Origin of the sequence: Myxococcus sp. AM010 (assembly GCF_013372585.1) — a bacterium.
In the GTDB taxonomy this organism is placed as follows: Bacteria; Myxococcota; Myxococcia; order Myxococcales; family Myxococcaceae; genus Myxococcus; species Myxococcus vastator.
Window position 1 is genome coordinate 1 of record NZ_JABXEO010000116.1, and the last position, 19,579, is coordinate 19,579.

The 19,579-nt window shown below is 70.6% G+C and carries 16 protein-coding genes; 13 read left to right on the forward strand and 3 right to left on the reverse strand.

Features of this window, described 5'->3' with window-relative positions; genetic code table 11:
* Positions 1-35 precede the first annotated feature (35 nt).
* The 13 genes from HV826_RS33130 (at position 36) to HV826_RS33190 (ending at position 16,219) form a co-directional block, all read left to right on the forward strand.
* On the forward strand, positions 36-1,268 hold the full coding sequence (locus HV826_RS33130) for an aminotransferase class I/II-fold pyridoxal phosphate-dependent enzyme (RefSeq protein ID WP_176421033.1): 1,233 nt from the start codon (positions 36-38) through the stop codon (positions 1,266-1,268).
* A gap of 35 nt (positions 1,269-1,303) precedes the next feature.
* A complete protein-coding gene (locus tag HV826_RS33135) occupies positions 1,304-1,834 on the forward strand; it encodes a MaoC family dehydratase (protein ID WP_176421034.1) in 531 nt (176 codons plus the stop codon).
* 4 nt (positions 1,835-1,838) lie between these two features.
* Positions 1,839-2,837, forward strand: coding sequence for an NAD(P)H-quinone oxidoreductase (locus HV826_RS33140; protein ID WP_176421035.1), 999 nt, complete (start codon positions 1,839-1,841; stop codon positions 2,835-2,837).
* Positions 2,830-3,102: an acyl carrier protein gene (locus HV826_RS33145; RefSeq protein ID WP_176421036.1), complete on the forward strand. Its 273-nt coding sequence runs from the start codon at positions 2,830-2,832 to the stop codon at positions 3,100-3,102. Before HV826_RS33140 ends, HV826_RS33145 begins: the two co-directional genes overlap by 8 nt.
* Complete coding sequence (locus HV826_RS33150; RefSeq protein WP_176421037.1) at positions 3,099-4,493, forward strand: aminotransferase class III-fold pyridoxal phosphate-dependent enzyme; 1,395 nt, start codon at positions 3,099-3,101, stop codon at positions 4,491-4,493. The genes HV826_RS33145 and HV826_RS33150 overlap by 4 nt, the downstream gene beginning before the upstream one ends.
* Complete coding sequence (locus tag HV826_RS33155; protein WP_176421038.1) at positions 4,490-4,924, forward strand: thioesterase family protein; 435 nt, start codon at positions 4,490-4,492, stop codon at positions 4,922-4,924. Before HV826_RS33150 ends, HV826_RS33155 begins: the two co-directional genes overlap by 4 nt.
* Positions 4,873-5,403 carry a 3-hydroxyacyl-ACP dehydratase FabZ family protein gene (locus tag HV826_RS33160; RefSeq protein ID WP_176421039.1) on the forward strand — a complete coding sequence of 177 codons (531 nt, stop codon included), beginning with the start codon at positions 4,873-4,875 and terminating at the stop codon, positions 5,401-5,403. Before HV826_RS33155 ends, HV826_RS33160 begins: the two co-directional genes overlap by 52 nt.
* Positions 5,397-6,518, forward strand: a complete 1,122-nt coding sequence (locus tag HV826_RS33165) for a beta-ketoacyl-[acyl-carrier-protein] synthase family protein (RefSeq protein ID WP_176421040.1) — start codon at positions 5,397-5,399, stop codon at positions 6,516-6,518. Before HV826_RS33160 ends, HV826_RS33165 begins: the two co-directional genes overlap by 7 nt.
* The gene (locus HV826_RS33170) at positions 6,515-7,102 is read left to right on the forward strand and encodes a coronafacic acid synthetase (protein WP_176421041.1); all 588 of its coding nucleotides are present in this window, start codon (positions 6,515-6,517) and stop codon (positions 7,100-7,102) included. Before HV826_RS33165 ends, HV826_RS33170 begins: the two co-directional genes overlap by 4 nt.
* Positions 7,095-8,498, forward strand: coding sequence for a class I adenylate-forming enzyme family protein (locus HV826_RS33175; RefSeq protein ID WP_176421042.1), 1,404 nt, complete (start codon positions 7,095-7,097; stop codon positions 8,496-8,498). Before HV826_RS33170 ends, HV826_RS33175 begins: the two co-directional genes overlap by 8 nt.
* A gap of 37 nt (positions 8,499-8,535) precedes the next feature.
* Entirely contained in the window at positions 8,536-13,335 is a 4,800-nt protein-coding gene (locus HV826_RS33180) for a non-ribosomal peptide synthetase (protein WP_176421043.1), read from the forward strand.
* 219 nt (positions 13,336-13,554) lie between these two features.
* Positions 13,555-14,361 carry an enoyl-CoA hydratase-related protein gene (locus HV826_RS33185; protein WP_176421044.1) on the forward strand — a complete coding sequence of 269 codons (807 nt, stop codon included), beginning with the start codon at positions 13,555-13,557 and terminating at the stop codon, positions 14,359-14,361.
* A gap of 19 nt (positions 14,362-14,380) precedes the next feature.
* A complete protein-coding gene (locus HV826_RS33190; RefSeq protein WP_176421045.1) occupies positions 14,381-16,219 on the forward strand; it encodes an AMP-binding protein in 1,839 nt (612 codons plus the stop codon).
* Between the two features lie 56 nt (positions 16,220-16,275).
* Here the strand turns inward: HV826_RS33190 and HV826_RS33195 are convergent, their stop codons facing one another.
* The 3 genes from HV826_RS33195 to HV826_RS33205 all read right to left on the reverse strand — a co-directional run.
* Positions 16,276-17,244: an alpha/beta fold hydrolase gene (locus HV826_RS33195; RefSeq protein ID WP_176421046.1), complete on the reverse strand. Its 969-nt coding sequence runs from the start codon at positions 17,242-17,244 to the stop codon at positions 16,276-16,278.
* A complete protein-coding gene (locus tag HV826_RS33200; RefSeq protein WP_176421047.1) occupies positions 17,241-17,930 on the reverse strand; it encodes a DUF2071 domain-containing protein in 690 nt (229 codons plus the stop codon). The genes HV826_RS33195 and HV826_RS33200 overlap by 4 nt, the downstream gene beginning before the upstream one ends.
* Positions 17,931-17,967: 37 nt before the next feature.
* Positions 17,968-19,579: methyltransferase (locus tag HV826_RS33205; protein WP_176421048.1), on the reverse strand; the 1,612-nt coding region annotated here is incomplete at its 5' end.

Genomic DNA, 19,579 nt, shown 5'->3' on the forward strand with positions numbered 1-19,579 from the left:
GCCTCCCCTTCCCAATGCCCCCAGGAGGAGTCCACATGGAAGCAAGCAGCGAGCAGAGCGTCTTGGGTCCCCGGCGCTACCGCAACAACGAGAAGCTCATCGCCGTGGGCGACCGTGGCTGGCAGCACGCCAAGGACAACGGGCTCATCGGGCTCAAGGTGGACTTCGAGTCCAACAACCGGCTCGTCGATACCTGCACGAACCACGCGTTCATGACGCTCTGCTCGTGCTCCTACCTGGGCCTCAACCACCACCCGAAGGTTCTGCAGGGCTCCATCGACGCGCTGCGGGAGGCAGGCACCAACAGCCTGGCCATGTCCACGCTGCGCATCCGGCTCAACCTGATGGCGCGCATGGAGGAGGGCCTGCGGGAGCTGTACGGCTGCCCCACCCTGCCTGGCGCCACCTGCAGCGCGTTGACCGCGGGCATCCTCCCGCTGCTCGCCTCCGGCCACGTCACCGAGGACGGCAAGCCGCGCGTCATGGTGTTCGACCGCTTCTGTCACTTCTCCATGGCCTACATCAAGCCCATCTGCGGCGATGAGAGCCTGGTGCTGACGAGCCCGCACAACGACCTCAACTACCTGGAGGACGTCTGCAAGAAGTACCCCCGCGTGGCCTACGTCGCGGACGGGGCCTACTCCATGGGCGGCCTCGTCGCGCTGGAGGGGCTGCTGCAGCTCCAGGAGCGCTACGGGCTCTTCCTCTACATCGATGACTCACACTCGCTGTCAATCACCGGCGAGCACGGCGAGGGGTACGTCCGCTCGCGGCTGAAGATGAACCCGCTGACAATGATTGTCGCCTCGCTGGCCAAGGCGTTCGGCAGCTCGGGTGGCATCGCCATGCTGGGCAGCGAGCAGAGCTTCGACTTCCTCTACCGGAACGCGGGGCCGCTGGCCTGGTCGCAGAATCTCCAGACGCCCTCGGTGGGTGCGTCGCTGGCCAGCATCGAGCTGCACCGGTCGCCGGAGCTGCGCCAGCTCCAGGACCAGCTGCAGCGCAACATCCAGCTCTTCGACAGCCAGTTCCCTTCGCCGCACGCGGGGAACGGCATGCCCATCCGCCTCATCCAGGTGGGCGAGGAGGAGCGCGCCATCCGGCTGTCCTCCGAGCTGTACCAGCGGGGCTACTACTGCTCGGCGGTGTTCTTCCCCGTCGTCGCCCGAGGCGAGGCGGGCGTGCGCGTGATGATGCGCGCGGACATGACGGAGCAGCAGGTCCGCACCTTCTGCGGCGACGTCAAGGACATCCTCTCCCACTTCTGACCGGTCCCCACCTTCGGACCACGAGGACACGCACCATGGAGGGCACCAGCATCACTGGCTACAAGCAGCTTGGACCGCAGCGGTACCGGGAGGTCCTCGGCTTCCACTACGAGGACTTCACCGTGGGGGACGTGTTCGAGCACCGCCCCGGCAGGACGGTGACGGAGGCCGACAACGTCCTGATGAACACGCTGAGCATGAACCCGTCGCCGCTGCACCTGGACGCGGCGTACTGCGAGCAGACGGTGTGGGGCCGGCCGCTCATCTCCAGCCTGGTGACGTTCAGCATCGTCTGCGGCATGAGCGTGCGCAGCACCAGCGGCCGGGCCACCGCCAACCTGGGCTGGGACAAGATCCGCCTCACGCATCCCGTCTTCGCGGGCGACACGCTCTACGCGGAGAGCCGAATCCTCGCCAGGCGCCTGTCCACCCGCCGTCCTGGAGAAGGAATCATCACCTGCGAGACGGTGGGCCTCACGTCGAAGGGCGAGGCCTTCCTCTCCTTCGAGCGCAGCTTCCTGGTGCCCACCCGCGAGCGGGCCGTCGAGGAAAGGGCGAGGTACTGACGCCATGCGCGCCGTCGTCTTCGAAGGCTCCGGGGGACCGGAGGTGGTGAAGCTGCGCGACGTCCCCAGGCCCGTGCCCACGCGGGAGGCGCTGCTGGTGAAGGTGCATGCCACGGCGCTCAACCGCGCGGACCTGCTCCAGCGGCAGGGCGAGTACCACGTCCCCGAAGGCCAATCCCCCATCCCCGGCGTGGAGGTGGCTGGCACCGTTGAAGCCTGGGGCGAGGAGGTGAAGGGCTTCACCCGGGGGCAGCCCGTCTTCGGAGTGGTGGAGGGCGGCGGGCTGGCCGAGTACTGCCTGCTGGACCAGGGCATGGCCCTCCCCGTCCCTGCGGGCTTCGACTTCGCGGAGGCGGCGGCCACCGCGGAGTCCTGCCTCACCGCCAACGAGACGCTCTTCACGCTCGGCGACCTGAAGCCAGGCCAGGCGGTCCTCATCCACGCGGCGGCCAGCAGCATCGGCACCACCATGGTGCAGATGGCCCGGCATGTGGGCGCCACCACCTACTGCACGGTGGGCTCACGCAGGAAGGTGGACGCCCTGCGCGCGCTGGGGGCCGACGCGGTCTTCGACTACCGCGAGCAGGACTTCGTCCACGAGGTGCTTCAACTGACGCGCGGCGAGGGCGTGCCGCTGGTGATGGACTTCGTCGGTGGCGCCTACCTGGAGCGCAACCTGGCGGTGTTGGGCCACGAGGGCTGCCTCGTGATGGTGGGGCTGCTGGACGGCATGTCGGCGCAGGTGGACCTGCTGCGCATCGTCCAGCGCCGCTTGCAGCTCAAGGGCTCCTCGCTGCGACTGAGGCCCATGCGGGAGAAGCGCGAGGTGAACGCGCGCTTCCGCCAGCGATGGATGGAGGTGCTCGCCCAGGGCGGGCTGCGCCCCGTCATCCACGCACGCTACCCGCTGGAGGACGCGGAGACGGCGCTCGGGGAGATGGAAGCCAACCGCAACATCGGAAAGCTCGTGCTCACTTTGGAAAGGAATGCCAGCCATGCATGAAGCGCTGACGGAGAGCCTCAAGAAGATCCTCATCAACAACCTGTTCGTGGAGCTCCCCCCGGAGCAGATTGGCGTGGACGACGGGCTGCAGTCCGTCATCGGCCTGGACTCGGTGGGCTTCCTCGAGCTGCGCGTCATCTGCGAGGACGAGTTCAACGTCCGCATCTCCGACGAGGACTTCAACTCGGACAACTTCCGGACGGTGAATCAAATCGCCTCGCTCATCGTGGGCCTGAAGACGGCCGCCCAGGGAGGCGCGTGGTGAAGGTGCCCGCGCCCGGAGGCAGCCTGGAGGCGGCGGACGTGGACCGGCTGCGCGCCGGCCAGGCCCTGCAGATGGACCACTATGGCGGCGGGCGTCTGCCCTTCGCCTGCGTCCAGGCGCGGGGGCTCGTCCAGCACCTGGTTCCCCTGGAAGGCGAGAGCGCCGGCCGGGTGCTGGAGGTGCTGGACGCGAGCGGCGGCTACGCCAGCGCCTGTCTGGGCGCGGGCCACCCCTGTCTCGCGCCGGCGTTCCGGGACGGCCTGGAGCGCGGCTACGTCACCGATGAGCTGGGCTCTCTGGAGCGGACCCTGCTGCTGGAGGAGCTGTTCGGCCCGGGTGGCCGCTGGGCGGACCGCTTCCCGGGCAGCGCCTACCACGCGAGCGGCCGGAACTCCGGCTCCGAGGGCCTGGAGCTCGCGCTGCGGCTGGTGCTGGAGTCCGGGTTCGACCGGCGGCGGCTGACGGTGAAGGCAGGCCGAGAGGCACAGCGGACGGTGCTCGCCTTCGAGGGCGCCTGGCATGGCTGGACGGGCGGCCTGGTGCCCCTGCTCAACCGCCGGCACTACCGCCTGGGCTTGCCCCCTCCGGCCTCCGAGCCCCCCTTCGGCCTGGACGTGGCGTTCCTTCCCTTCGGCGAGCGGGAGCCGCTGGAGCGCTTCTTCGCCGAGCAGGGCTCGAAGCTGTCGGCGGTCTTCGTCGAGCCGATTCAAGGCGATGCCGGAATCATCGTCCCACCCCCGGGCTACCTGCGGCGCCTCGCCAGCCTGTGCCGTGAGCACGACGTGCTCCTGGTGGCGGATGAGGTGCTCACCTTCGCGAAGACGGGCCGCTGCTTCGCCATGACGGACGAGAAGGGGCCCATCCCCACCGATATCACCGTCATCGGCAAGAGCCTGGGCATGGGCGCGGTCTCCACGTCCATGGTCATCGCGCGGCGTGAGCTGTCCGTGCGCTCCAGCGGCGCGGTCTCCACGTCGGACCTGCGGCCCCTCACCTGCGCGCTCATGCGCGCGGGGCTCCGGTACGTCTCGGAGGAGCGCCTCGTCGAACGAGCCGGAGCGCTGGGCACGGAGCTGCGCGAGCGCCTGCGTCGCGACGTGGTGGAGGCCTTCCCGGAGCTGTTCCTGGAGGTCCGCGGCCTGGGCTACATGAACGGCATCGAGCTGACCGAGCGCGCCGCGGGCAGCCTCGCCCGTCTGCGCCACCGGCTCCTCGAGGCTGGCGTCTTCGTGGAGTTCATGGCCGGCGCGGGCAAGCGCTCTCACGGGCTGCGCTACCTGTTCCCCGCCATGCGCATCGCGCCGCCGCTCATCGCGGGCGAGGACGACCTGCGGCGCATCGTCGAGCGCATCCAAGAGGGCACCCGGAGGTTCGTGGAGGCGGGGCGATGAGCGGCGCCCATCCCGCTCCGCCGTGGAGACACCGGGTGGAGCACGTCGACACCGATGCATCGGGAGTCGTCCACTTCTCTCGCTATGCCTCGCTGCTGGAGACGGCGGCGCTGGAGGAGCTGGAGCGCAGTGGGGCGGGGCTCGGGGCGCTCGAAGTACAGGGGCTGGACCTGCGCGTGCGGGAGCTGCGCCTCAGCTATCGCGCCGCCGCGCGCTTCCAGGACTGGCTGCGGCTGGATGCCCGCCTGGAGCACGTGGGCCCCGCGAGCCTCAAGCTGGGCGTGACAGTCTACCGCGAGGGCTCCGCGCCCGAGCCGGTGCTGCTCGCCGCTGGAAGTCTGGACATGGCTGTCGTCAACCGAGAGAGCGGAGAACCCACATGCATTCCATTGACACTCAGCGCCGCGCTCAAGCGGTCACCCTCCCCCTGAACCCGACGGAGCGTCAGCCCAAGCCCCTGGGCTTCACCGCCCTGCGCCAGTGGCTCCGCCACCGGCACCCGATGATTCTCCTGGACCGCATCGTCGACCACGAGCCCGGGAAGTTCCTCGACGCCCTCATCTCCATCTCAGGGAACCTGGACTGCATCGCCGGGCACTTTCCCGAGCGCGCCATCTATCCCGGCAGCAACCTCATCCAGGCCTTCGCGCAGGCCGGCATCATCCTCTACCAGATGAGCACCTCGCCGCTGGCCGAGGACGAGTTGACATTGATTGGCTCGGCGGAGAGCCGGTTCCTCCAGGTCGTCGTCCCGGGGGACCAGGTGCTGCTGCGCGTTCAGGTGAACCGCCTGGCCGGAGGGCTCTTCGTCTACTCGGGCAAGGCGATGGTGGGCACCCGCCGGGTGGCGGCGTTCCGCGCCAGCCTCATCCGCGCCAAGGTCTCGGAGCTGGGCTCGCCGCTATGGTAGCGCCCGTCGCGGTGACAGGGGCCGCATGGAGCACGGCCCTCGGACACGGGCTCGACGCCGTGTGGCGGCGGCTGCTGGCTGGCGAGCAGGGCTTCGTCGAGGTGGCCTCCCCGCACCGTCTGCGCAACGCCCTGGCCGCGGTCACTCCTTCAAACGGTGAAGGTCCCGCCTTCCGGCTGCGGCGCCTGGCGGTGATGACGCTCGGCCGCGCACTGGCGGAGGCGGGGCTGGTCGCGGGCGGCGCGGACACGCGCTTCGTGCTGGGCACGAGCCTGGGCGCGTGGCTCGACGATGCGCGTGAACGGGAGCTGCCGCTCCACGCCTGGGCGGACGAGGTGGCCCGTGAAGTGGGCGCGCGCGAGGCGCCGGTCAGCCTCTCCACGGCGTGCTCTTCGGGCTCCGACGCCATCCTGGTGGGCGCGGAGCTCATCCGGTCCGGCGCCGCGGAGGTGTGCGTCTGCGCCGGCGTGGATGTCCTCACGCCGAGCAAGCGGCTGGCGCACTCGGCGCTCTCCACCATGTCGCCGACGCGGCCACGGGCCTTCGATGCACGGCATGACGGCATGCTGCTGGGCGAGGGCGCCGGATGCCTCGTGCTGGAGTCCATGAAGCATGCGCGGGACCGCGAGGCACCGCTGCTCGCCGTCTTCCGGGGAGCAGGCTCGGCCAACGACGCGGCGAGCATGACGTCTCCAGACCCGGCCGCCACGGGCGCGCGGCTGGCGATGGAGCGCGCCCTCTCGGATGCAGGGGTGGCCCCCGTGGACATCGGCGTCGTCAACGCGCACGGCTCGGCCACGCCCGCCAACGACCGCGCGGAGGCCGAAGCCCTCCGGGCCCTCTTCGGCGCGGGGCCGTCCCCGCTCGTCTTCGCGACGAAGGGCGCGTTCGGCCACACCCTGGGCGCCACCGGCGCCATGGAGGCGATTGCCCTCATCCTCGCGCTGCGCGAGGGCGTGGTGCCGCCCATCGCCGGCCTGGAGCAGCCCGAGAGCGACTTCCCCTGCCCGCTCCCCGTGGGCCGGCCGGTGCGACATGAGGAGCGGCTCGGGCTGAGCCTCACGCTCGGATTCGGAGGCTTCGACACCGCGCTCGTCTTCGAGGCCCCACGATGACCGTGACATCTCTCGCGAGCGCGTCCATCGTGCTCCGTGGCAGCGCCGCGACGCGGAGCGATGGTGCAAACCCATACGCGGCACGGGTGAGGACCTCCGTGCGCTACGCCGACCCGATGGCCTGGGCCCTGGTGTGCGTCATTGGCGAAGCCACCGAGCCACTGGGTGAGGGCTTCCGGTCCGCGGTGGACCGGTGCGCGCTCATCCAGGTCGGTCCCGAGGCACCGCTCGAAGCCATGACGCAAGCCGCGAGCGAAGCGCTGCGCGGGTTCGCCTCGCCCATCCGGTTCCCCGCCGCCACGCCCAGCGCGCCGGCGGGCCTCGCCTGCATCGTCCATGGGCTCCGCGGTCCGACGCTCGCGTTGACGCTTCCCGTGACGGACGGTGCCGGCATCGCCCTGGCGCTCGCCGCGGCCTGGCTCTCGCGAGGCGTCGTCGACTACGCGCTCATCGCGGCCACGGCCTCCGTGCCCGGCGGCGCGCCCCGGGCCGCGTGCGGGGTGCTCTCGCGTGGCGAAGGCCCCGCGGTGGACCCGGCGCGCCTGGTGAAAATCCTTCAGTCCGAGCCTCGCCCCCATGACTGAGCTCGCCACGGACCTCGCGGGCCTTCCCTTCTCATCCATCCAGGCGTTCCTGGGCCGCGTCCGGGACCTCACCACCCCTCAGCCGGTCCAGCCCGTGGCGCAGCTCGCGGCCGAGTGGCGGGCTCGCGGGCTGCGACCGGGAGACGTCGTCCTGCTGGCCCTGCCAAACGGAGCGGAGCTGCTGGCACAGACCTTCGCCGTCCTCGCCGCGCGAGGCGTCCCCGCGCTGGTCTCCCCTTCGGCGCCCGCCGCACGGCAGCAAGCCCTCGTGGAGTCCCTCCCGGCCCGTGCGCAGGTCACCATGCGCCGCCCCGCGCCCCTGGCCCAGGACGTGGACCGCTTCACCCTGGGCGGAGCCGAGGTGGCCCTGTTCTCCGAGGCGCAGCCGCCAACCGCGCGGCCCGGGGAGATGGTGCTGCTCACGTCGGGCACCTCGGGCTTCGCCAGCGGCTGCGTGTTCGACCTCGATGCGCTCTTCCGGAACGCGAGCCGTCACGCGGACGCCGTGGGCCTGCGCCCCAACGACACCGTGCTGGTGAACCTGCCGCTCTACTACTCGTACTCGCTGGTGGCGCAGGCCTTCGCCTCGCTGCTCCGGGGTGCCGACCTGGTCATCAGCGGGCCGCCCTTCCAGCCCGCCGCGTACCTGCGCGTGCTGAACGCGCAAGGCATCACCGTGTCCGCCCTGACGCCGCTGCTGGTGCGCGCGCTGCTCCAGCAGGGCGGCGGCTTCCCGGAGGGCTTGCGGTCGCTGGGTGTCGGAGGCGATGTCCTCTCCCCCGAGCACGTGGCGCAGCTCCTGCGCCAGCGTCCGCGAGGGGAGCTGTACCTCACCTATGGCCTGTCAGAGGCGGGCCCACGGGTCGCGACGCTGGCGGCCCACGCCGAGCCGTCCCACCGCTTCGCCTCCGTGGGCCTGCCCCTCCCGGGGACGCAGGTGTCGCTCGCCCCTTGCGGCCCCGGCAGCCAGCAGGAGCTGCTGGTGTCCTCGGACACGCTGATGAAGCGGCGCATCGGCCTGGTGGAAGGCGAGAAGCGTCACGCGTGGCGCGGCCCCCTCCTGCTGGCCACGGGCGACATCTTCGACATCGACGCGGACGGCTATCTGTACTTCCAGGGACGGCGGTCCGACTTCCTCGTGCGAGGCAGCGAGAAGATCTGCATGGCCTCCGTGCGCCGCGTGGCCACCACGCTCCCCGGCGTGCTCAGCGCGCGCACGCAGGTCGTCACCGGCGCGGAGGGAGACGACTACGAGATGGTCCTCACCATGGCCGACGAGAGCCGTCCCAGGGAGCACCTGACGGAAGCGCTCTCCCGCCTCCTGCGGCTCGCGGAGCGCCCGCGGCGCATCCACGTCGTCTCCGCCGATGGCGCCACCGCCGCGCTGCACAAGTAAGCCCGTGCCCTCCTACCCAATCGTGAAGGACCTTCCGATGACGCTCGCCACCCCGAATGCCAGCCACCAGCCCCCGCGCACTTCGACGGAGGAGGTCCTCTGCGAGCTCTGGAGCGCGCTGTTGGAGGTCGAGCCAGTGGGCATCCACGACGACTTCTTCCAGCTCGGCGGCCACTCCCTCATCGCCACGCAGCTCGTCTCACGGCTCAACGAGGTCTTTCACCTCCGGTTCCCGCTGCCCAGCATCTTCGATGCCCCCACCATCGCGGAGCTGGCGGAGGCCGTCGAGGCCGCGCGGGGAGCCACGGCTCCAGAGCAGGAGCTCGCCCTGCGTCCCGGCACTCATGGCGGCGACGTCCCGCTCTCCTTCGCGCAAGAGCGCCTCTGGTTCATGGAGCAGCTCCATCCCGGGACGGCCACCTACAACATCCCCGTCTTCTACCGCATCACCTCGCCGCTCGACGTCGGCGTGCTCCAGCGTGCGCTCGATGAAGTGCTCCGCCGTCACGAGGCGCTCCGAGCGACCTTCGCCGCCGGCGAATCAGCGCCTGTCGCGCGCATCGCGCCGCCGCGCGAGTTCCCCCTGTCGCGCATCGACCTTCGCCACCTCCCCACCGAAGCCCGCGACGCGGAGGTCTCGCGCATCACCACCGAGCAGGCGCAAAGGCCCGTGGACCTCCTCGCCGGGCCCCTCATCCACGGCACGCTGCTCCGGGTCGGAGAACAGGACCACCACCTCCTCCTCCTGGTCCATCACATCGTGTCCGATGGCTGGTCCGTGGGCGTCCTCATGCGCGAGCTCAGGACGCTCTATGCGGACTTCGCGGCCGGTCGTCCTTCGTCGCTCGCCGAGCTGCCCATCCGCTATGTCGACTTCGCCACCTGGCAGCGGGAGTGGATGCCAGGACCGAGCCAGGAGCGGCTCCTCCCCTACTGGCGCAAGCGGCTCGCCGGAGCCCCGACGCTCCTCGCGCTCCCCACCGACCGTCCACGGCCACAGGTCCAGCGGTTCAAGGGCACCCGGCGGACCTTCCACCTGGCTGGGGAGACGACGCTGGCCATCGACGCGCTCTGCCGCGGGGAGCGCACGACGCTGTTCATGACGCTCATGGCGGGCTTCAGCGCCCTCCTCCACCGCTACTCCGGGCAGGAGGACCTGGTGCTCGGCTCCCCCATCTCCGGTCGCATCCGGCCGGAGGTGGAGGGCCTCATCGGCTTCTTCGTCAACACGCTCGTCCTGCGCAATGACCTGTCGGGCAACCCACGCTTCGTGGACCTCCTGGCCCGCGTGCGCGAGGTGACGCTCGGCGCGTTCGCGCATCAGGAGCTCCCCTTCGAGAAGCTGGTCGAGGCCCTTCAACCCGAGCGCACCCTCCGCCATGCACAGCTCTTCCAGGTGATGTTCGTCCTGCAGAACGCGCCCACGCTGGAGGCGACTTCATCCGCCGCGCTCCAGCTCGCCGCCACGGCGGAGTCGTGGGAGGTGAACACCGGGACGGCGAAGTGCGACCTCATCCTCTACATGGCGAGGACTCCCGAGGGCCTCCGCGCCAGCTTCGAGTACGACACGGACCTCTTCGATGACGCGCGCATCGAGCGCATGGCCGGGCACCTCCAGGTGCTGCTCGGGGCCGCTGCCTCCAATCCGCTCCAGCGCCTCTCCGAGCTTCCCCTGCTCACGCCCGCCGAGCGACAGCGGGTGCTGCGCGAGTGGAACGCGCCTTCCGCAGACTTCCCTCGCGACCTCTGCGTCCACGAGCTCTTCTCACGTCAGGCCGCTCGGACGCCGGACGCCGTCGCGGTGTCCTACGGCGCGCACGCCCTCACCTATCAGCAGCTGGACGCGCGCTCCAACCAGCTCGCCCACCACCTGCGCGCGCTTGGCGTAGGCCCCGAGGTCCTCGTCGGACTGTGCGTTGAGCGCTCCGTGGACCTCATCGTCAGCATGCTCGGCATCCTCAAGGCAGGGGGCGCCTACCTGCCGCTGGAGGCGTCGTACCCCGCCGAGCGGCTGGCGTTCATGCTCGAGGATTCGCGCGTCGGGCTCCTGCTCGTCCACGACGCCCGGCGCCAACACCTGCCAGCGTTCCAGGGCCCTGTTGTCCGCATCGACGCGGATGGGGACGCCATCTCCCGCCACTCCGCCCTGCCGCTCCCCCCTGTCGCCAGCGCCGACAACACCGCGTACGTCATCTACACGTCGGGCTCCACGGGCAGGCCCAAGGGCAGCGCCATCCTCCATCGGGGCGTCGCGGCCCTGCTGTTGAACTCCGACTTCGTCCACTTCACCCCGGAGGACCGCGTCGCCCAGGCCTCCAATGCATCCTTCGACCCGAGCACGTTCGAAATCTGGGGCGCGCTGTTCCACGGCGCGCACCTCGTCGGCATCACCGCCGACCCGGCCCGTGAGCCCCACGAGCTCGCCGCCCAGGTCCATGCCGAGGCCATCACCCTCATGTTCGTCACCACCGCCGTGCTCCACCTTCTGGCGCGTCAGGTGCCGGACGTCTTCCGCCACGTCCACACGCTCGTCTTCGGCGGTGAGGCCGCGGACCCGCTGGCGCTGCGCGAGGTGCTCCGGCACGGCCCGCCCCGCCGGCTGCTCAACGGCTACGGCCCCACCGAGTGCACGGTCTTCTCCACCTTCGAGCCCATCGACGCGCCGCCGCCGCTCGGCCACCCCGTGCCCATCGGCCGCGCCATCACGAACGGCCCCGTCTACCTGCTGGACAAGCACCTGCAGCCGGTGCCCATCGGCGTCCCCGGCGAGCTCTACATCGGTGGCGAGCGCCTGGGGCGTGGCTACTTCAACCGACCGGAGCTCACCGCGAGGAGCTTCGTCCCCGACCCCTTCAGCACGCAGCCCGGCGCCCGCCTCTACAAGACGGGAGACCTGGGCCGCCACCTGCCCGACGGCCGCATCGAGTATCTGGGCCGCGTGGACCTGCAGGTGAAGATCCGTGGCTTCCGCGTCGAGCTGGGGGAAATCGAGGAGCAACTGCGTCAACACCCTGCGGTGAAGGACTGCACGGTGGTGGCGCTGCAGGCTGGTGGGGACCGCAAGCTGGCGGCCTATTACGTCGCCCGCGAGCAGGCCCCCGCCCAGGCCTCGCTGCGCGGCTGGCTGCGAGCGCGGCTGCCGGAGCACATGGTGCCCGCGTCCTTCACCTTGCTGCCCGCGCTGCCGCTGACCCACAACGGCAAGGTGGACCGGCGCGCCCTGCCCACGCCCGAGCCGGCCCAGGGGGACGCCTCCAGCTACCAGCCTCCGCGGACCTTCACGGAAGAGGTGCTCTGCCGGCTGTGGGGCGCGCTCCTGGAGATGGAGCGCGTGGGCATCCATGACAACTTCTTCCACCTTGGCGGTCATTCGCTCCTCGCCACCCAGGTCGTCTCACGGGTCCGCGCCGAGCTCGGCGTGGAGCTCTCTTTGCGGACGTTGTTCGCGGAGCCCACGGTCGCCCAGCTGGCGAAGCACCTCTCCGGCGCGGAGCCAGCGGTGGCCCTCGCGCGTCCGGTGCCGCCTCTTCGCAGGGTGCCGCGTGACGGGGCGATGCAAGTGTCCTTCGCCCAGGAGCGTCTCTGGCGCTTCTTCCAGCGGGCGCCTGAGTCCAGCGCCTACAACATCCCCCGCGCGTTCCGGCTGGTCGGCCCGCTGGAGCCACGCCATGTCGAGGCGGCGATTCAGGGCCTCATCGCCCGGCACGAGGCGCTGCGCGTCACCTACTCCGAGGAGGACGGCGTGCCGGTGCAGCGCATCCAGCCGCCGCCCCCTTTCCAGCTCCGGGAGGTGGACCTGCGCGGGAGGGAGGACCGCGAGGCGGAGGCCATGCGCGACATGCTGACGTCCGCGCTGCGCCCATTCGATTTGACACGAGGGCCCCTGTTGCACGCGTCACTGCTGCGGCTGGAGGACGAGGAACATGTGTTGTTCTTCTGCATGCACCACATCGCGTCGGATGGCTGGTCCCTGGGCGTCCTCGCGCGCGAGCTGAGCCGGCTCTACACGGCCAGCGTCACGGGTGGAGCTGCAGGGCTGCCGCCGCTGGACATCCAGTACCCTGACTACGCGGCGTGGCAGCGCGACTGGCTGTCCGGAGAGGAGCTGCGGGAGCGGATGGGCTTCTGGCGCAACGCGCTCAAGGGGGCACCCACGCTGCTGAACCTCCCCACGGACCGGCCTCGGCCGGCGACTCGGACGTTCAACGGCCTCCGCCAGCCCATCGACCTGGGTGGAGCGCGCAGCCGGGCGCTGCACGCGCTCTGTCGCCGCGAGCAGGTGACGCCCTTCATGGCGCTGCTGGCGGCCTTCGGCGCAGTGCTGGCCCGACGTTCAGGACAAGAGGAGGTTGTCATTGGCTCGCCCATCGCCAACCGCCTCCAGCCGGAGCTGGAGCCGCTCATCGGGATGTTCGTCAACGGGCTGTGCCTGCGCGTCAACCTGCGCGGGGAGCCGAGCTTCCGCGAGCTGCTCCGACGGGTGCGTGAGGAGACCCTGGCGGCGTATGCCCATCAGGAAGTCCCCGTCGACCAGGTGGTGGCGTCGCTTGGAATCGAGCCGCCAGCGAACCGAACCCCGGTGTTCCAGGCGATGTTCGTCCTGCAGAACACGCCCACCGCGCCGCTGGCGCTGCCGGGCCTCACCGTGACACCGGTGCCTGTCAACCGTGGCTCCGTCACCTACGAGCTCACCCTGGCGCTGACGGAGACACCGGACGGCTTCTCCGGAACGTTGGAGTTCAACACCGACCTGTTCGAACCAGCCACCGCGGAGAGACTGCATGCGGACCTGGTGGAGCTGCTGGACGTCGTGCTGGTGAACCCTGACCTGATATGAAGGAAGCGCCCCGTTCGGTCCGACAGGGCGCCGGACCCGGGAGATGCATCGCAAGAGTCATGGGCGACCCGGCCCGTCAGGCGATAGACAGACGTGTCACGCCACGACGCCAGGACAGCCCGGCGCCGCGCATGACTCCGAGATACGTGCTCACGACACGCAACTTCACCCCGAGAGAAGCTAGCCTTCGGGGCGTCTCTTCCGCGCAAGGAACTCTGAATGGCGACAGTCCGCTTCGACGTGCAAGGCCATGTGGCGCTCATCACCCTGGACCGTCCGGAGGCGCGCAACGCCCTGGACGCGCAGATGGCGTACGAGCTGGCCGAGGCGTGGGAGCGGCTGCGCCGCGACGAGGCGCTTCGCGTGGCCATCGTCACCGGCGCGGGCGACAAGGCCTTCTGCGCGGGCGCGGACCTGGTGAAGACCATTCCGCTCCTGTCCGGGGCGCGCAAGCCGCAGGACCGCTATGAGGAGGCGCTGGTGGCGGACCGGAGCTTCGGCTGGAAGGCCATCCTGCGCGACTTCGACTGCGAGAAGCCCGTCATCGCCGCCATCAACGGCCACGCCGTGGCCGGAGGCATGGAGCTGGCACAGGCCACGGACCTGCGCGTGGCCTGCCACGAGGCCCTCTTCGGTCTCCAGGAGGTGAAGTGGGGCCTGTTCCCCGCGGGCGGCTCCACGGTGCGCCTGCCCCGGCAGCTTCCCCAGGCCCACGCGATGGAGATGCTGCTCACCGGCGCGCTCATCCCCGCGTCCCAGGCCTTCTCGCTCGGCTTCCTCAACCGCGTCGTGTCGCGCGAGGAGCTGCTCCCCACCGCCTTCCAGCTCGCCGAGCAGATCGCCGCCAACGGCCCGGTGGCCGTGCGCCTCATCCGCCGCGCCGTGCGCGAGTGCCAGGGGCTGCCGCTCCAGGACGCGCTGCGACGAGAGCTGGAGCTCGCCGAGCCCATCTACCAGACCGAGGACGCCGTGGAGGGCCCCCGCGCCTTCCTGGAGAAGCGCCCCGCCCACTTCAAGGGTCGCTGAGAGCCACCAGGAGCCCGACATGACTACCAACGCCCCCTACCGTCCCCTCGCCATGCGCGGCCCCAACGTGCGCGTCCAGTCCCGCCCGGATGGCTCGCTGCGCGTGGAGAGCGGCTATGTCTACGAGGACGTCGAGCGCAGCATCGTGCATGTCCTCGCGCGCCAGGCCCGCGCCCACCCCGAGCGCGTCTTCCTGGCCCAGCGCGCGCCGGACGGCGCCTGGCGCCAGGCGACGTACGCGGACGTCCACCGACGCGCGCGCGCCGTCGCCCAGGCCCTGCTGTCCCGCGCGCTGCCCGAGGGGCGCTCGGTGATGATTCTCTCCGGCGGCTCCATCGAGTTCGCCGTGGTGATGCTCGGAGCCATGATGGCGCGCGTCCCCGTCGCGCCCATCAGCGTGCCCTTCTCGCTGTGGAGCACGGACCACGGCAAGCTGCGCCATGCCTTCGCCGTGTGCCGGCCCGCCGTCATCTACACCGACGACGCGGACCGCTTCGCCCGCGCCCTTCAAGCCCTGGACCTCACCGGCGTGGAGGTCGTCACCGCCACGGGCACCCCGGCCGTGCCCCGGCACTCGCCGCTGTCCGCCTGGCTGGACACCGCGCCGACACCGGAGGTGGACGACTCCATCGAGCGCATCCGCCACGACACGGTGGCCAAGTGGATGTTCACCTCGGGCTCCACCGCGCGCCCCCGCTGCGTGGCGCAGACGCAGGGGATGATGTGCCACCAGCTCGCGAGCTGGGCCGCGCTGGAGATGCCCGCCTCGGACCGGCCCGCGCCCGTCATCCTCGACTGGATGCCCTGGAGCCACGTGGGCGGCGGCAACATCGGCTTCAACCACAACCTCCTGCGCGGGGCCACCGTGTACCTGGATGAGGGCCGCCCGATGCCCGGGCTCTTCGAGCGCACCATCGCCAACATCAAGAGCGTGTCGCCCACGGAGTTCTCCTCCGTCCCGGTCGCCTTCCGCATGCTGGTGGACGCCCTGCGCACGGACGAGGCGCTGTGCCACGCCTTCTTCCGCCGCATGGAGACGATGGCCTACGGAGGCGCCGCGCTGCCCGCGCCCGTCGCGCACGAGCTGCAAACGCTCGCCGTGCGGACGGTGGGCCACCGCATCCCCTTCACCACCATCTATGGCGCCACGGAGACCCAGTGCATCACCCAGGTGCACTGGACCACCGACGAGACGGGGCTGGTGGGGCTGCCCCTGCCGGGCGTCCAGCTCAAGCTGGTGCCCACCGATGACCGCTACGCCCTGCGCGTGCGCGGGCCCACGGTGACGCCGGGCCATGACCTCGAACCGACGGGGAGGCAGGGCTTCGACGAGGAGGGCTTCTACGAGCTGGGGGACGCGGTGCGCTTCCTGGACCCGGCGCGCCCCGAGGCGGGGCTCGTCTTCGCGGGCCGGCTGGCCGAGGACTTCAAGCTCAACACCGGCACGAGCGTGGCCGCCAGCGCGCTGCGCCAGCAGGTGCTGAGCACCGCCGCGCCGCTGCTCTCCGACTGCGTCGTCTGCGGCCTGGGCGAGGAGGCCGTCGGCGTCCTGGCCTGGCTCAACCCCAGCGCCATCACCGCCCTGCTCGGGCCCGCCCCGGACGACGTGCCGCCGCACGCGCGCCAGGACGTGCTGGCCCGCCTGCGCGAGGCGTTCGAGGGCCACAACCGCGCCTTCCCCGGCTCCTCCCAGGCCATCCGCCGGCTGCTGCTCGTGGCGGAGCCGCCGTCGTTCGACACGCACGAGCTGACGGACAAGGGCTCCATCAACCAGCGCGTCGTCCGCGAGAATCGCGCGGAGCTGGTGCGGGAGCTGTTCGCCCCCGGGCCCGGCCCCCGCGTCCTCGTGCTGGACTGAGCCCCGTCCACGCCGCGCGGCCGGGCGCGCGCATCGCCCGGCTGCTTGCGTGGACGTCAGGCGCCAGCGGCCCGTGCCCCCAGGGGCAGCCCCTGAAGGAAGGTGTCGAGCGGCGCGACGAGCGCCTTCATGCCCTCGGGGGTGGTGGGCCAGTGGCCCTGCCCCGACAGCTCCACATAGGCCTTGGGGATGTCGCCGAGCTGCTCGTACGTCTTGCGGCTGTACTTCATGGGGAACATCCGGTCGTTCTGGTCATGCATGACGAGGAACGGGTAGCGCACGTCGCCGAAGGGGACGCTCTTCCGGTAGTCGGACATCACGCTGACCATGGCCCTCAGCGTGCAGCTTCCGCCCACCAGCGGGTCCCTCCCGTAGGCTTCGTTGAACTCGACGGAGTCCGACAGGCGCGAGTACTGGAGGAAGGCCTTCACCGGCACGCGCACCTTCGGCAGGAGCTTCGCCAGCCCCCGGAAGGCGCTCACCACCAGCGGCATGGCCTTGCCGGGGCTGAACTCCGTCTGGATGAACTCGCGGTCGCTCGGGTCCACGCAGGCGTACCAGGCCATGGCGTCCACCGGCGTGCGCTCGGCGGCGAGATAGGACGTCATGCCCCCGAAGCTCAGCCCGAAGGTGACGACGGGGCCGCGGAACTCCTGGCGGGCGCGCTGGATGACGTCCACCAGGTTGCGCACGTGCGCCTCCAGCGTGTAGTCGCCCAGGCCGTGGCGGTCCAGGCCGCAGCCCTCGAAGTCGAAGGTGATGACGTTGTAGCCCCGCTCGCGCAGCAGCAGCGCCGGGTAGGCGAAGAGCCGTCCGTAGGACACCGAGCCCGGCACCAGGATGATGACGGGCCGCTCGGGGCGCTCACCCGGATAGAGGTCCAGCGCGTGGGAGCCGCGCTGTCCGCGGTACGTGCTCTCACGCACGTGCCGCGTCCATTGCCGCAGCGTCTCCTCTCCGCCATACCAGCGCAGCAGGTAGTTCTTCCAGTACTCGGAGCCCGAGTAGGGCAGCGGGCCGCTCACGCCCGGGGCCTCGAGATGACCTCGAAGGGCTTCCAGATGTAGTCGATGATCTCCGTCACCTTGTAGCAGGCGCGCGGCTCGGCGGACTTGAAGAAGTTGGTCTCGAAGTCCTTGCAGTGCACCTGCTTGAGCGGCCAGCGGTAGCGCTCGATGACCACGCGCCGCACCACGCCCTCGGCGTTGACGGTGTAGGCGCGGTCCAGCGTGTTGGCGATGTCCTCGATTTCAGGGTCGGCCGTCACCGGGGCGTGGTCATCCAGCTCGTAGCGCACGAAGCGGTCACCAGTGCGCAGGTCCACGCGGTCGCCGGTGCGCGTGGTGACGCAGGACTCGATGACGATGTCGGTGAAGAGCTTGAGGCCCGCGCGGGCCATGAAGCTGGGCGAGCGCACCGCGGTGAAGTACAGGCCCTTGTCCTGCTTCTCCTCGTTGTACTCGGCGTCCTCCAGCAGGGTGCGGAAGAGGAACGCCTGGTAGGTGGGGCGCAGGGGCGGGGGCAGGAACTGGGGCCCCATGTTGTGCGGCGTCACGTTCACCAGCGACACCACGGACTTGCCGCCCACCGAGCGGACCTTCAACTGGGAGGGGATGTGCTGCTTCATCTCGTCCAGGTCCACGGTGAAGTGGACGATTTCGATGTCGTGCAGCTTGCCGGCGAGGGTGATGGGGAGGTCTTTCAGGCTCATGAGGGATGGGCGTTGCGTTGGAGTGAAGAGATGACGACTAGGGATTGAGCAGGGCCTGAAGGCGGGCGTTGACCTCGTCCTCGGACATGGCGTCCACGTCCTGGGGCGGCTCGCCCGCGGCCCGCGGCGGCTCGGCGACAGGGGCGGAGCGCTTCAGCCCCGCGAGCATCCGCTCGACGTGGGCCTCCAGGCTCAGGTCCTCGAAGAGCTGGGCAATGGGCAGCGACAATCCCAGCCCCTTCTCCAGCACTTTCTTGAGCTGGAGCCCCGTGAAGGAGTCGAAGCCCAGCGCGATGAACGTCGAGTCGAAGCGCACGGGGTCCTCCTTCGGGAGCTGGAGGACCTCGCGGATGCGCTCCTCCAGGAAGGCCTGGAGCTGGCGCTTCGCCTGGACGGGGTCCTCCGACAGCGCCAGCGCGCCCCGGGACGCGGTGGCGCGCGCGGCGCCGGGGGCCGTGGCGCTGGCCGTGCGCGGAGCCTCGAGCGGGAAGCGCCCCTCGGCGTCCGCGTGGGCGACGATGTCCGCGTAGGCCTGGGGCGCCTCCAGGTGGCGCTGGTTCATCGAGAGGAGGATGTCGCGGCTGAGGAACGGCTCCTTCTGGAGCGTGAGCACCAGGTACTGCGCCAGCCCCGTGCCCAGTAGCTTGCCCAGCATGTGGGGGCCCACGATGAAGGCGCTCTCGGCGGCGGTGATGTTCTGCTTGAGCCGCGCCATGGCCGCGTCGTACTCGCGGTCATCGAAGAAGTTGCTGATTTCGCGGCTCAGGTCCACGCAGCCGATGATGCGCAGGCCCGCCTCGGCGAAGAGCTGCGCCCACGCCTTGCGTGGCAGCAGGTGGGCCTCGGACTCCTCGTGGCGGAGCGTCTCGTCCACGGTGGAGACGATGTCCGAGGCCACCAGCAGGCCGCCGTTGGCCAGGTGCCGCTGGATGTTGTCCAGCACGCCGCGCTTGTCCTCGATGTGGTGGATGACCTGGAACGCCTGGATGAGCTCGTACTGGTCCGGGAACTCGTCGCGGGAGCTGTCGCGGTTGAAGAGGCGGATGCTGTCCTGGAGTCCGCGCTCCTTCACCTTGCGGGCGCCCGCCTCCACCTGCGCGAGGGTGATGTTGTAGCCATCCAGCTTGAGGTGCGCGTGGTTCTTCGCCAGGTCGATGAGGTCCGACGCGTAGCCGCAGCCGATGTCGAGCACCCGCCGGATGGAGGAGAAGTCCACCGCGCGGTAGGTGACGGCGCGCAGCTCGCGCAGGGCCTCGCCGTAGACGCGCTCGAAGTGGACGTGGTCGTCCTCGGGGAAGAGGTCCGGGTAGAAGACCTTGAGCCAGGAGAAGCCCTGGGGCACCTCACGCAGCGGGGCCCAGTGCAGGTACAGCTCCTGGCCGCGCGTGTTGAAGCGCTCGAAGGAGCGGCCGAAGTCGGAGTACACGTCCGCCACGCCCACGCTGCCCGTCTCGCTCGAGGCCTGGAGCTGAGAGGCCACGCGGACCACGGACGACGAGGCCAACGGCACGCGCGGCTGGGGCGCGGGCTCGGCGTGCCAGTGGCGACGCCGCTGGAAGGGATACGTGGGCAGGGCCACCGTCCGCCGCGCGTGCGGCTTCTCGTACTCCCCCCACGCCACCTCCACCCCCTTCACGTACAGCGCACCC

Bases quoted from the DNA above. Each gene is read 5' to 3' on its own strand.
- HV826_RS33130 (WP_176421033.1), top strand. From the start codon at position 36: ATGGAAGCAAGCAGCGAGCAGAGCGTCTTGGGTCCCCGGCGCTACCGC.
- HV826_RS33135 (WP_176421034.1), top strand. From the start codon at position 1,304: ATGGAGGGCACCAGCATCACTGGCTACAAGCAGCTTGGACCGCAGCGG.
- HV826_RS33140 (WP_176421035.1), top strand. From the start codon at position 1,839: ATGCGCGCCGTCGTCTTCGAAGGCTCCGGGGGACCGGAGGTGGTGAAG.
- HV826_RS33145 (WP_176421036.1), top strand. From the start codon at position 2,830: ATGCATGAAGCGCTGACGGAGAGCCTCAAGAAGATCCTCATCAACAAC.
- HV826_RS33155 (WP_176421038.1), top strand. From the start codon at position 4,490: ATGAGCGGCGCCCATCCCGCTCCGCCGTGGAGACACCGGGTGGAGCAC.
- HV826_RS33160 (WP_176421039.1), top strand. From the start codon at position 4,873: ATGCATTCCATTGACACTCAGCGCCGCGCTCAAGCGGTCACCCTCCCC.
- HV826_RS33165 (WP_176421040.1), top strand. From the start codon at position 5,397: ATGGTAGCGCCCGTCGCGGTGACAGGGGCCGCATGGAGCACGGCCCTC.
- HV826_RS33170 (WP_176421041.1), top strand. From the start codon at position 6,515: ATGACCGTGACATCTCTCGCGAGCGCGTCCATCGTGCTCCGTGGCAGC.
- HV826_RS33175 (WP_176421042.1), top strand. From the start codon at position 7,095: ATGACTGAGCTCGCCACGGACCTCGCGGGCCTTCCCTTCTCATCCATC.
- HV826_RS33180 (WP_176421043.1), top strand. From the start codon at position 8,536: ATGACGCTCGCCACCCCGAATGCCAGCCACCAGCCCCCGCGCACTTCG.
- HV826_RS33185 (WP_176421044.1), top strand. From the start codon at position 13,555: ATGGCGACAGTCCGCTTCGACGTGCAAGGCCATGTGGCGCTCATCACC.
- HV826_RS33190 (WP_176421045.1), top strand. From the start codon at position 14,381: ATGACTACCAACGCCCCCTACCGTCCCCTCGCCATGCGCGGCCCCAAC.
- HV826_RS33200 (WP_176421047.1), bottom strand. From the start codon at position 17,930: ATGAGCCTGAAAGACCTCCCCATCACCCTCGCCGGCAAGCTGCACGAC.